The sequence below is a fragment of the Bradyrhizobium sp. Ken51 genome, from assembly GCF_055807435.1.
In genome coordinates this window covers 139947-152477 of the sequence record NZ_JBVVPB010000012.1, presented here as the reverse complement: position 1 = coordinate 152477, position 12531 = coordinate 139947, and the positions used below count along the sequence as shown (strand labels likewise).

The 12531-nt window shown below is 65.2% G+C and carries 12 protein-coding genes; 7 read left to right on the top strand and 5 right to left on the bottom strand.

Going from position 1 to position 12531, the window contains the following annotated elements; translation table 11 throughout:
• Positions 1-86 precede the first annotated feature (86 nt).
• Positions 87-1016 (top strand): LysR family transcriptional regulator, encoded by a 930-nt coding sequence (locus AC0L27_RS21235; protein WP_275172735.1) that lies wholly within the window; start codon positions 87-89, stop codon positions 1014-1016.
• A gap of 22 nt (positions 1017-1038) precedes the next feature.
• On the opposite strand, the gene AC0L27_RS21230 is transcribed toward AC0L27_RS21235, so the two are convergent.
• Positions 1039-2268 (bottom strand): citrate synthase family protein, encoded by a 1230-nt coding sequence (locus AC0L27_RS21230; protein WP_354207459.1) that lies wholly within the window; start codon positions 2266-2268, stop codon positions 1039-1041.
• Between the two features lie 75 nt (positions 2269-2343).
• Here AC0L27_RS21230 and AC0L27_RS21225 point away from each other — a divergent pair, with 75 nt between their 5' ends.
• Complete coding sequence (locus AC0L27_RS21225; protein ID WP_354207457.1) at positions 2344-3438, top strand: citrate synthase/methylcitrate synthase; 1095 nt, start codon at positions 2344-2346, stop codon at positions 3436-3438.
• Positions 3439-3636: 198 nt separating this feature from the next.
• On the opposite strand, the gene AC0L27_RS21220 is transcribed toward AC0L27_RS21225, so the two are convergent.
• Positions 3637-4272: a J domain-containing protein gene (locus AC0L27_RS21220; RefSeq protein ID WP_007599228.1), complete on the bottom strand. Its 636-nt coding sequence runs from the start codon at positions 4270-4272 to the stop codon at positions 3637-3639.
• A gap of 159 nt (positions 4273-4431) precedes the next feature.
• Here AC0L27_RS21220 and AC0L27_RS21215 point away from each other — a divergent pair, with 159 nt between their 5' ends.
• The gene (locus tag AC0L27_RS21215; protein WP_354063424.1) at positions 4432-4701 is read left to right on the top strand and encodes a BolA family protein; all 270 of its coding nucleotides are present in this window, start codon (positions 4432-4434) and stop codon (positions 4699-4701) included.
• A 112-nt stretch (positions 4702-4813) separates the two neighbouring features.
• On the opposite strand, the gene AC0L27_RS21210 is transcribed toward AC0L27_RS21215, so the two are convergent.
• The 3 genes from AC0L27_RS21210 to AC0L27_RS21200 all read right to left on the bottom strand — a co-directional run bounded on the left by AC0L27_RS21210 (position 4814) and on the right by AC0L27_RS21200 (position 7979).
• Positions 4814-6118 (bottom strand): HlyC/CorC family transporter, encoded by a 1305-nt coding sequence (locus tag AC0L27_RS21210; RefSeq protein WP_275172731.1) that lies wholly within the window; start codon positions 6116-6118, stop codon positions 4814-4816.
• Between the two features lie 92 nt (positions 6119-6210).
• Entirely contained in the window at positions 6211-7359 is a 1149-nt protein-coding gene (gene aroB, locus AC0L27_RS21205; protein ID WP_354207454.1) for a 3-dehydroquinate synthase, read from the bottom strand.
• On the bottom strand, positions 7356-7979 hold the full coding sequence (locus AC0L27_RS21200) for a shikimate kinase (protein WP_275172729.1): 624 nt from the start codon (positions 7977-7979) through the stop codon (positions 7356-7358). Before AC0L27_RS21200 ends, aroB begins: the two co-directional genes overlap by 4 nt.
• A gap of 183 nt (positions 7980-8162) precedes the next feature.
• On the opposite strand from AC0L27_RS21200, the gene AC0L27_RS21195 reads away from it, so the two are divergent.
• From AC0L27_RS21195 to AC0L27_RS21180, 4 genes are all read left to right on the top strand, one after another.
• Positions 8163-8309, top strand: a complete 147-nt coding sequence (locus AC0L27_RS21195) for a hypothetical protein (protein ID WP_035669499.1) — start codon at positions 8163-8165, stop codon at positions 8307-8309.
• Positions 8310-8326: 17 nt separating this feature from the next.
• Positions 8327-9310 (top strand): site-specific tyrosine recombinase XerD, encoded by a 984-nt coding sequence (gene xerD, locus AC0L27_RS21190; protein WP_354207451.1) that lies wholly within the window; start codon positions 8327-8329, stop codon positions 9308-9310.
• A 201-nt stretch (positions 9311-9511) separates the two neighbouring features.
• Positions 9512-10474, top strand: coding sequence for an acetyl-CoA carboxylase carboxyltransferase subunit alpha (locus AC0L27_RS21185; protein WP_354207449.1), 963 nt, complete (start codon positions 9512-9514; stop codon positions 10472-10474).
• Positions 10475-10890: 416 nt separating this feature from the next.
• Positions 10891-12435, top strand: coding sequence for a L,D-transpeptidase family protein (locus tag AC0L27_RS21180; RefSeq protein WP_473320221.1), 1545 nt, complete (start codon positions 10891-10893; stop codon positions 12433-12435).
• Positions 12436-12531: the final 96 nt, after the last annotated feature.

Below are 12531 nucleotides of genomic sequence, written 5' to 3'. Positions count from 1 at the left end.
AGTGACCTCAAAATGGCGCAACCATTCCCTCTTGATTAGAGGGAACTTGGTAGTAAGATTTTCAACGATTACTTTCGAATGAGCTGATGGAAACGCTGGCTAATCTGGAATCCTTCCTCCGCAGCGCGGAATGCGGCAGCTTTTCCGAGGCAGGTCGGCGTCTCTCGGTGACGCCGGCTGCTGTCAGCCGCAATGTCGCGATGCTGGAGCGCAATCTGGGCGTCCGGCTGTTTCATCGATCCACGCGAAAGCTGACGCTGACGGAGGCCGGGGAGACGTTCCGCGCAGCGATCGCCGACAATTTGGAGGGACTGCAGGCAGCGATTACTGGGATATCGACGGGGAGCAATGAGCCGGCTGGCCTTCTCAAGGTGAGCCTGCCGCCGACATTCGGCATAGGCCATATCCTGCCGCTGCTTCCCGGTTTCCTGGCCCGTTATCCGCGGGTACGCGCCGAGTGGCACTTCGAGAATCGCCAAGTCGATCTCGTCGGTGAAGGCTACGACGCCGCGATCGGAGGCGGATTCGAGTTGTCCCCCGGTCTCGTGAGCCGAACACTTGCGCCGGCACACATCGTCGCCGTGGCGTCTCCAGCCTATATGTCGGGACGAACATTTCCGACCAAGCCGGACGAATTGGCGACACTGGACGGCATCGTCATGCGCTCGCTGCAGACCGGGCGCATTCGGCACTGGTCGATGCGCGACGTTTCAGGTCGGGAAATTCAGGCCTCGCTCTCCGAGGCGATCGTGGTGAACGATCCCGCTGCGATGCGTGAGGCGGCATTATTGGGCCTCGGGGTCGCCATGCTCGCAACCGCCGACACCCTGCCCGCGCTTGAAAACGGTTCGCTGCTGCGCCTCGTGCCGCGCTGGTACTGCGACGCCGGCGCGATCTCGATCTACCATGCCTCGCGCAAGCTGGTGCCGGCAAAGACGAGAGCCTTCGTGGACTGGGTGGCGGATGCATTCAAGAAGAACAAGCTCGCGGAACGCTTTGCGGGGAGTCTGAGCTGACACGCATGCCCGCACGTATGATCTAGGCCTTTGCGTCCGGCTCCCCTGCCCGTCGCCCCGGTGCAGGCCCAACATAACGCGCCCTTGGCCTGATCAGCTTGCCGAACTGCAATTGCTCGCTGGCATGGGCGATCCAGCCGACGCTGCGGGCCATGGCGAACAAAGCCAGCTCGCTGCCTCCAGGCAGGCGCAGCGCGTGCACGAGCACCGCGAGCGCGTAGTCGATATTGACGAGTTCGCCTGTCGCCTCCGCGATCCGCTCCGGCACCTCCTTGGTGAATTTGCGCGGTGCGCCGGCGCGGGCCAGGGCATTCAGGAGCGACTGCGCGCGCCGATCGCCCCGCTTGTAGACGCCGTGACCGAAGCCGGCAAAGCGTTCGCCGAGCGCGACGCGTTCGCGGACCATTGGCTCGACGTCACGATCCACCAGCGCCTTGACGAGCTGCGAGGCGAGCACGCCCGCACCGCCGTGCTTCGGTCCCTTCAGCGCGGCGAGGCCGGCGATGACGGAGTCATAAAGATTGAGGCCGGTCGAGGCCGCGCAGCGCGCGGTGAAGGTGGACGCGTTCAATTCATGCTCGGCGAGCAGAACCAGCGCGCGGCGGATGAGTTCGGCCGCGTGCTTGTTGTCGGGCGCCCAGGCCCTCGCGATCTGCTGGTGCAGCGGCTCGGCAGACGGCTCCGTATTGAGCATGGTCGCGACCAGGAGCCGGACGATGCGCGCACCGACCATCGCGCGTCCATCATGCGCGCGGGTGAAGGCGCGGGGATCAGCGCTCGATGCGAGCGCCAGCACGGCAATGGCGCGATCGATCGGCGCGGCGCGGTGCGCCGCCTGCGCGATCAGGCGCATCTCATCGGACACCGCGGGCTGATTATCCGGCGCAAAGGGATCGACGCCGGAGACGTCCCACAGAAGCGTCGCGGTGTGCTCCAGCGTGTCGTGCTCGGCGAGATCGACGCAATTGACGCCGCGATAGATCGCGCCGTCCTCGGTGATGGTGGAGATCTCCGTGTCCATGACCGGCAGATCGGCATCGAAGCTGCGCAGACCGCGCGGCTCCGGCGACGGCACCCGGCGCTCCTTCAGCGCCCGGACGTCCTCGGCGCGATAGCGGTTCTTGCGCGAGTCCGGCGTCGGCTCGGAGCGGACCAGGCCGCGGCTGACATAGGCGTAGAGCGTGGCCGGCGAGATCGTGAGCTCGGCGGCGGCTTCCCGGGCCGAGAGGTATAGCTCCTCGGAATTTTTCATATTGATTTATGTAATCAAGATTGATCAATCTGTCGAGAGGCCCGACCTTTGGCTTGTGCAAAGGAGATTTGGGCCATGAACATCCACCTCACCAAAAGCCAGATCGGGCTGGACGGCGTTCCCGCGGCCGAAACCGTGCTGAGCCATGTCGACGGCGAGCGGGGCGAGTTGATCATCGCCGGCGAGCATGTTGGCCGACTGGCGAGCCAGTCGAGCTTTGAGGGCGTCACCGCCCGGCTCTGGAACGGCGCCAGCACGACCACGCTGAGCGAAGCCAATGTGCGCGCAAGCCTGGGCGCCGCACGCGAGCGCGCCTTCGCGCGGCTGGATGAGTTGCTGCCGGCAACGCGCGGCATGGGCGTCATCGACGGGTTTCGCGCGGCGGTCGCGGGACTTCGCGCCGAGCACGGCCTCGCTCATGAGGCGACGATCGTCGGCGCATTCCCGGTGATTGCGGGCGCGCTCGTCCGCCGCGCTAGGGGTCTCGATCCCGTGGCGCCCGATCCGAACGTGAGCCATGCTGCCGATACGCTTCGCATGCTGCACGGGCGCGCGCCTGAACCACGCGAGGTCACGGCGCTGGACGCCTACCTCGTCACCGCGAGCGACCACGGCATGAACGCCTCGACCTTCACCGCGCGCGTGGTGGCCTCAACGCAGGCAGATCTGTTTGCCGCCGTCACCGCCGGCTATTGCGCGCTGACGGGTCCGCTGCATGGCGGCGCGCCGGAGCCGGTGCTGGAAATGCTCGACGCGATCGGCTCGCGCGAGCGCATCCAGCCCTGGGTGGACGCGGCACTCGCCCGCGGCGAGCGGATGATGGGTTTCGGCCACCGCGTCTATCGCGTGCGCGATCCCCGCGCCGACGTGCTCAAGACCGCGATCGAGGCGCTGGCCTCGGACGGCGCCGACCTGCCGTTTGCCGGCGAGGTCGAAGCCTATATCCGCAGCGCGCTGCGCAAGAAGAACCCGGACCGGCCGCTGGAGACCAATGTGGAGTTCTTCACCGCGATCCTGCTCGATGCGCTGGCGATCCCGAGGCAGGCCTTCACGCCGATCTTCGCGGTGGCGCGCGCCGCCGGTTGGACGGCACATGCGCGCGAGCAGCAGCGGACGGGACGGCTGATCCGGCCGAGCTCGTCATATGTGGGGGCGATGCCGAAGGCGTGATGAAACGTAGCCTGGATGGAACGGCGTTCTTTCCCTCTCCCCTTGTGGGAGAGGGTGGCTCGCCGCGCAGCGGCGAGACGGGTGAGGGGTTCTCTCCCCGCACAATCCCTTGCATTGGAATTTGAGGAAGCAACCCCTCATCCGGCGCTTCGCGCCACCTTCTCCCACAAGGGGAGAAGGGAAGACAGAGGCGCGGCCTCAGGCCTCGCGCACCACGGTCTTCAGGTAATTATACGCCTTGATGATCTCGATCAGGCGGTCCTCGGTGGAGCGGTCGCCGCCGTTGGCGTCGGGGTGGTGCTGCTTCACCAGCGCCTTGTACTTGGACTTGACGTCGGCGAGCGTGGACTCGGGGCCGAGGCCCATCACCTGGAGCGCCTTGCGCTCGGCATTCATGATCTTGCGCGTCTCGGCCTTGGGCGCGGCCTGCGGCCCGGCGCGCCAGCCGGTGCGGCCGTTGAGCTCCTGGAACATGCTGAACGGATCGAAGGCGCCGTCGATCTCGGCTTCCGCGCCTTTCTTGACGCCGCCATTGGCGCCCATCTTCCAGGTCGGACGATGACCGGTCAGTGCATCCTTCTGATAGCGCGCGACAGCGTCGGCATTCATGCCGGAAAAGAAATTGTAGTTCTGGTTGTACTCGCGCACGTGGTTCAGGCAGAAGTGCCAGTACTCACGCTGATTGTCGCGACCCTTGGGCGCACGATGCGCGCCCTTGTTCTGACACCCGGTCCATTCGCAATTGACCACGGCGTCGCGCGGCTTCACTTCCGGCTGCTTGCCTTTCGGCTTGACCCGGATGGAGTCGAAGAACTTTGATGAATCAATCGGCATGGCTGACTTTGACTACGCAATGCAAAAACCTTCAAGTCTTGACATTGCAATTAGCTGAAAACACATAGCCGAAGCTTCGCCTCGGCGTCCTGAAGAACGGCTACCCAAGGGCAGCCTACGCAATTGACGGAGTGCGGTCGCGCACCTTAAGGCACACCCATGGCTATGAGAGACACTATCAGCAACAAGTTGCAGGAAGCTTTCACGCCGGAAAGCCTGCAAGTCGTCGACGAGTCACATTTGCATGAGGGCCACGCCGGCCATCGGCCGAGCGGCGAGACGCACTTCCGCGTATATATCGTGTCTCAGGGCTTCAAAGGGAAGAGCCGGGTCGATCGCCACCGCATGATAAATTCGGCACTGGCCGCGGAACTCGCAGGCAGCGTGCACGCGCTGGCGATCCACGCGCAAGCGCCGGGAGAAAATTAGCTTGGTCATTCCGGGGCGGCTCGAAGAGCCGAACCCGGAATCTCGAGATTCTCAGGTGCGCAATTGCGCACCATAGTTCGATGCTTCGCATCGCCCCGGAATGACCGAGGAATCAAAACGACGTCCCGGCCCGCCGCCGCTTGGCTTCTTCCATTTCCGTCTCGCGCGGCACCGGTGAAATACGGAGTGCGGTGATGCGGTTGCGTTCACGGCGGAGGACGCGGAAGCGGAAGCCGTGGAAGGTGAAACTCTGGCCGCGGTCGGGGATCGAGCGCGCCTCGTGAATGACGAGGCCGGCGACCGTCGTTGCCTCTTCGTCAGGCAGGTGCCAGTCCATGGCGCGGTTGAGGTCGCGGATCGGCACCGAGCCGTCGACGACGACCGAGCCGTCCGGCTGGGCGCGCACGCCCGCGACCACGACGTCATGCTCGTCGGAAATGTCGCCAACGATCTCTTCCAGAATGTCTTCCAGCGTCACGAGACCTTCCACTTCGCCGTACTCGTCGACGACCAGGGCGAAATGGGTCTTGCGGCGGCGGAACGCCTTGAGCTGCTCGGAGACGGGCCGCATCTCCGGCACGAACCAGGGCGGTAGCGCGATGGTGGAGACGTCGATGCGCGAGGTCTCGCCGTCGGCCGCGCGGATCGCGCGCAGCAGATCCTTGGCGTGGAGCACGCCGATGATGTTTTCCGGCTTCTCGCGCCACAGCGGGATGCGGGTGTATTCGGCCGCCAGCACCTCGCGCACCAGATCCTCCGGCGGCAGATCGGCGTTGATCATCGTCATCTCGGTGCGATGGATCATGACGTCGGAGACCTGGAGCTCGCGCAGATCGAGCAGCCCGCCGAGCATGTCGCGGTCCAGCTTCTCGAACTTGCCTTCATGATGCAGCAGGTCGACCGCGCCGCGGAGGCGCTCGGTCGGCGACAGGATCGCCTGGTGCTCGCCGGCAAGGCCAAACAGGCGCATCAACAGCCGCACGATGACTTCCACGATCCGCAGCAACGGCCCCAGCACGTACATCGTCAGCCGCATCGGGCGGGCGACTGCCAGCGCCATGCGGTCGGGCGCGTTGATTGCGATGGTCTTGGGCAGCACCTCGGCGAAGATCACGACCAGTGCGGTCATCAAGCCGGTGGCATAGAGCACGCCGACGTCGCCGAACCAGGCCGTGAAGATACTGGTGGCCAGCGCGGATGCACTGATATTGGCGATGTTGTTGCCGAGCAGCAGCGCACCGATCAGGCGCTCGCGCATGTCGAGCAGCTGCGAGACCACGTCGGCGTCGCGATTACCCTGCTTGGAGAGCCGCAGCATGCTGGCGCGCGAGGCGCCGGTCAGTGCGGTCTCGCTCGCGGCGAAGAAGCCGGAGACGAGCAGGCAGAGAATGACGATGGTGAATCCGAGCCAATCCATGAACCACTCTGGTTTCTTGTTTTGACGCGTTTTCTTGACGCGAACCGGTACCCACTTCGCTCGAAAACGCTTTAACGCCGTTCAGCCGCGTGTCACGCCTTCTGGGCGAGCTTGTCCTTGAGGAAGTCGCGCACCGGAGCCGGCTCGACGTTCTTCACGACGACGGCCCGCCCCACCGCCTCCAGCAGGATAAAGGTGAGCCTGCCGCGCTCGACCTTCTTGTCCTGCGCCATCAGCGCCATCAGCGCGTCGGCATCGGCAAGCCCCTCCTGCGCGAAGCCCGCGATGTCCTGCAAGCGCGTCGGCAGGCCGGCCTCAATGAGGTGACGCTCGACTCGCGTCGCATCCGCCTCGCCGATCATGCCGAGCCTGGCCGAGAGCTGCGCCGCCAGCGTCATGCCGATCGAAACGCCCTCGCCGTGAAACAGGCGGTCGGAGAAGCCGGTCGCGGCTTCCAGCGCATGACCAAACGTATGGCCGAGATTGAGCAGCGCGCGCTCGCCGGTCTCGCGCTCGTCGCGCGAGACGACGCCGGCCTTGGCGCGGCAGGAGGTCGCGATCGCATGCTCGCGCGCCGAACCGCCTTTGGAGATGTCGGAATGGTTCTTCTCGAGCCAGGCGAAGAAGGCCTCGTCGCCGAGCACGCCGTATTTGGCGACCTCGGCATAGCCGGCGCGGAACTGCCGCGGCGACAACGTGTCGAGCACGGCGGTGTCGGCGATCACCAGCACCGGCTGGTGGAAGGCGCCGAGCAGATTCTTGCCCTGCGGCGAGTTAATGCCGGTCTTGCCGCCGACGGAGGAATCGACCTGCGCCAGCAGCGAGGTCGGCACCTGCACGAAATCGACGCCGCGGCGCAGGATCGCCGCGGCAAAGCCGGCGAGATCGCCGACCACGCCGCCGCCGAGCGCGATGACCAGATCGTTGCGCTCGATCTTCGCGGCGATCAGGGCCTCGCTGACCTTTTCGAGGCCGGCATAGGTCTTGGAGATCTCGCCTTCCTCGACGACGATGCGCGATGTCGGAATGCCCGCGGCTGCGAGCGATGCCTCGGCGGGCTCGAGCCAATATTTCGCGACCGTGCGATCCGTCACGATCGCGGTGCGCACGCCGGGACGCAGACGCGCGACCCGTTCGCCGAGCGAGGCCAGCACGCCGCGGCCGATGACGATGTCATAGGCGCGATTCTCCAGCGCGACTTCGACGTTGACGGGATCGGAATGTTTCAAGGGCGCGGTCATCGTGCGGCACTCGCGACGTCGGCTGGTGGCGGGGACGCCTGTTCGCCGCAAAGATGCGCGCGCAGCGTTTCGATGGTCTCATCGACGATCTTGTCGTGCGGCACGTCGCGCGAGGCGATGGTGAGGTCGGCATGGCCGTAGACCGGCTCGCGCTCGGTGAGCAGGCGCGTCACGGTTCCCTCGGGATCGGCGGTCTGGAGCAGCGGACGGTCGGCGCGCCGGCGCACGCGGCGCATGATGACATCATGATCGGCCTTGAGCCAGATCGAGATCGCCTTCGCCGCGATGCGGCCCCGCGTCTCCTCGCGCATGAAGGCGCCGCCGCCGGTCGCCAGCACGATGGGACCACCGTCAAGCAGACGCGCGATCACGCGGGCCTCGCCGTCGCGGAAATGCGGCTCGCCGTGGCGCTCGAAGATTTCCGGTATGGTCATGCCGGCCGCCGCCTCGATCTCGGTGTCGGCATCGATGAAGGGCAGCTTGAGCCTGAGAGCCATGCGGCGGCCGATGGTGGATTTGCCCACTCCCATCATGCCGACGAGCACGATCGAGCGCGTCCCCAGCGCCGACAGGATGTCGGCCTCGGGCGAAGCTTGGATCGGCAACGCGGCGTCGGGCATTTGTCTCGCTCGATTGGGTCTCGCTCGATCTGCCGCCAAAGGCGGCATCCTTTGGCCACCTATACGACCCCGCAGGGGCCCTCGCCAGAGGACTCTTGCCACGAAACAGCGAACGTGTTGGATGATTTCATTGGTTAATTTGCCCGCCGAGCCCCTGACCGAGACCCCTCCGAGATCCTGCCGATGCCCAGCCTGTTCCGCTTCCTGACGGTCGTCGCCGTGATCGCCGGCATCGTCTATGGCGTGGTCTTCGCGCTGGCGAACTTCGTCAATCCGAAGCCGCGGGAAATGACGGTGACGATCCCGCCGGATAAGTTTCTCAAGAAATAGGGGCTAGGCTGCCGGGCATGCGTGCCAGATCTTCCACCAGCAAGCCCTCAGATACAAAACTCACCGGCCTGTTCCTCGACATGCTCGCGGCGGAACAGGGCGCCGGCCCCAACACGCTCGATGCCTACCGCCGCGACCTCACCGACTTCTCCGAGTTTCTCGGCCGCGTCGGCCATGCATTTGAGGATGCGGAAACACAGACGCTGCGCGACTATCTCGCCGATCTCGACACGCGAGGCTTCAAATCCACCAGCGTCGCGCGGCGGCTGTCGGCGATGCGGCATCTCTATCGCTTCCTCCTGAACGAACGCATCAGAACCGACGATCCCGCGGCGATCCTGTCCGGCCCGAAGCGCGGCCGCGGCCTGCCGAAGGTGCTGTCGATCGCGGATGTCGACCGCATGCTCCGCCGCGCCAAGGAATTGAGCGAGGCGGAGGATGCCTCGCCGTCGAAACGGCTGCGCGCCCTGAGGCTCTATTGCCTGCTCGAGGTGCTCTACGCCACCGGCCTGCGCGTCTCCGAGCTGGTGGCGCTGCCGCGCACGGCCGCGAAGCGCGACGCCCGCATGATCGTGGTGCGCGGCAAGGGCAACAAGGAACGGCTGGTGCCGCTCAACGAGGCCTCGCGCCAGGCGATGGCCGATTATCTCGCGGCGACGGAGGCGGCCAAGGACAACAGCAAGACAGACAAGAAGAACAGCGTGGCGGCCTCGAAATGGTTGTTCCCCTCGTTCGGCGAGAGCGGACATCTGACGCGGCAGCATTTTGCCCGCGACTTGAAGGAGCTCGCGGTTGCTTCGGGGCTGCAGGCCCGGCTGGTCTCCCCCCACGTGCTGCGCCACGCCTTCGCCAGCCACCTGCTGCACAACGGGGCCGATTTGCGCATCGTGCAGACGCTGCTCGGCCACACCGACATCTCGACGACTCAGATCTACACCCACGTGGTCGAGGAGCGGCTGAAGAGCCTGGTCCGCGACCTGCACCCCCTGGCGGAGAAATGAGTCTCCGGTAGCCCGGCTACAGGCCACAGCCCGAAACCGCCTTGACTTCGGCCACATCTCCGCAGAAAGAGCCGGGGCCTCACGATGATTTGGCCTGCGCTCGTTGCGAGCACACAAGCCAACTCATTGACGAACCTACATTTCTTACCGCGACATCGAATCCGCTTCGCCGCCTCGCCCCGTTCTTCCTATATTGAGTTGATGCCAGACCAGATGCGCAGCTATCTCGATTTCGAAAAGCCCGTCGCCGAGCTCGATTCCAAGCTCGACGAATTGCGGACGCTTGCGGCCTCCGGCAGCGACATCGCCGAGGAGATCGGGCGGATCGAGGACAAGGCCGCGCAGGCGATGGCCGACCTCTATCTGAACCTGACGCCGTGGCAGAAGACGCTGGTCGCGCGGCATCCGCAGCGGCCGCATTTCAACGACTTCATCAAGGGCCTGATCACCGAGTTCACCCCGCTCGCCGGCGATCGCAAATTCGGCGAGGACGAGGCGCTGGTGGCCGGCTTCGGCCGCTTCCGCGGCGAGGCCATCTGCGTGATGGGCCAGGAAAAGGGCGATTCCACCGAGAGCCGCATCAAGCATAATTTCGGCATGGCGCGGCCCGAGGGCTATCGCAAATGCGTGCGGCTGATGGAGATGGCCGAGCGGTTCGGCCTGCCGGTGCTGTCGCTCGCCGATTCCGCCGGCGCCTATCCCGGCATCGGCGCGGAAGAGCGCGGCCAGGCCGAGGCGATCGCGCGTTCGACCGATGCCTGCATGGCACTGACAGTGCCGAACGTCGCCATCATCACCGGCGAGGGCATGTCCGGCGGCGCCATCGCCATCACCACCGCCAACAAGGTCCTGATGCTGGAGCACGCGATCTACAGCGTGATCTCGCCCGAGGCGGCGTCCTCGATTCTGTGGCGCGACGGCTCCAAGGCGCAGGAAGCCGCCAACAACATGAAGATCACCGCCCAGGACATGCTCCGCTTCGGCGTGATCGACAGCATCCTGAAGGAGCCGGTCGGCGGCGCCCATCGCGACCCCGCCGCCATGATCGCCACCACGGGCGACGCCATCGCCAAGGCCTTTGATGAGCTCCGGGGTCTGGACGGCGCCGCCATTCGCAAGCATCGACGGCAGAAATTCCTCGATATTGGCCGGAAACTGGGCTGATTCGGGCAGGTTTGGGGCCCGTCGGCCGCGTCACCCTCCTTGGGGTAATGGGTCCTGGCTTTCGCCAGGACGACACTGAGTTTGAGGCCGGCCAAACCGCGCCGTAGGCCCCGGTAACCCCGCGTTAACCCTTTTTTTGCCCAAATCAGCGATCTCTGTACCGGTTTGGCCGCGAGGCCCAAGTTACGGCCCAGTTTAAGTCTTCGTTGACCACACCTTTGGGCCAACGGGCTCGTGATCCCCGCTCGGGTTGCGACCACATGCCCCAGAGGTTAGAATTTTAATCAATGGCTTCAGGGCATAAGCGCTGGAGCGTGATTGCGAAAAAGCCCGTCGCGACGGGTCCGGGTCTCCGGTCGGATCATGCTTCAAGATTGGGGTTTGCGCGCGATGCCCTGGACGGTGTGGGGTCCATCTTGATTTCTCGTTCGCTTGCTCGCGCGTTTTTGGTTTCGGTGGCGCTTGCCGCCAGCTTTGTGCTGGCCGGCTGCGACACCGACCAGGTTTCGCTTGCGACCAATGCCAAGGCCAACCAGCCGGTGCCGCCAAAACTTCTCGCCGCGATGGTCGAGAAGAACATGGACCTGCAATCGCCGATCCTGGTGCGCCTGTTCAAGCAGGAGGCCGAGCTCGAGGTCTGGAAGCAGACCCGCAACGGCCAGTTCGCGCTGCTCAAGACCTATCCGATCTGTCGCTGGTCGGGCGACCTCGGGCCGAAGGTGCGCGAAGGCGATCGCCAGGCGCCGGAAGGATTCTACTCGATCAATCCGGGCCAGATGAATCCGCAATCGGCATACTATTTGTCGTTCAACACGGGCTATCCGAACGCGTTCGACAAGGCCTTGGGCCGCAGCGGCTCGCAGCTGATGGTGCATGGCGATTGTTCGTCGCGCGGCTGCTACGCGATGACGGACGAGCAGATCGCCGAGATCTATTCGCTCGGGCGCGAGTCCTTCTTCGGCGGCCAGAAGGCGTTTCAGCTGCAGGCCTATCCGTTCAAGATGACGCCGGTGAACATGGCCAAGCACCGGAACAATCCGAACATGCCGTTCTGGAAGATGATCAAGGAAGGCTATGATCATTTCGAGGTGACGCGGCAGGAGCCGAAGGTCGATTTCTGCGAGAAGAAGTACGTCTTCGACGCCGCCAAGCCGCCCGACGCCAAGCGCGATCCGGTGTTCGACGCGTCTGCAAAGTGCCCGGCCTATGTGATCCCCGAGGAGATCGCCAGCGCTGTGCGCGAGAAGGATGCGCGCGACCAGGCGGAGTACAGCAAGCTGGTTTCGCGTGGCACGCCCGTTGCGCGCATGAACACCGGCATCGACGGCGGCATGAACAAAATCTTCGCCGCGAAGATTCCGGAAGGCTCGACCGGCCTGTCGGAGGGCGCCGAAGGCACGACGTTGCAGATGCTGGCCATGGCGAAGGCGCCGGGCACGATCCCTGGGCACGTCAATCCGCCGAAGCCGAATCTCGATGCAGCCGCGCCCTCGCCGCAGGAGGAGCCGGTTGTCGCCGTCAGCGCGCCCGCCGCCAACACCCGCGTCGCCACCGCTGCTGCACCTGAGAAATCCGGCTTCTTCTCGAATCTCGGCCGCAAGATGGGCATGGGCAACGCCGAGGCCACGGCGACCACGCCTTCGCCGCAAGCCACGGCATCTGTCGCCCCGGCCGCGACGACCACGACGCCGCCGAGCGCGGCGTCCCGGCTGAAGGCCGCGGTGACCCGGTTCGTGCCGGGACACGACAAGTCCAAGGATGCAGCGAAGGATGCGCCGAAGCCGGCTGTTGTCGCTGCCAAGCCCGCCGAACCTGCGAAGCCCGACACCCGTCTCGCCGCAACCCGCCCTGCGCTCAAGCCGTCGGTGTCGGATGGCGCGGGTGAAGCATCCCAGATCATGGGAGCCGCGCCGGTCGTGCAGTCGAACTCGTTCGACAGCCGGTTTGGGGCCGTGAAGTAAACGGGCGGGAACCTCTCGCCCCTTCCCGATTCGTACCAAGCTGACGGCCGTCCCGGATGATCAGCGGCATTCCAGGACCTGAAGCCCTTGAATTGC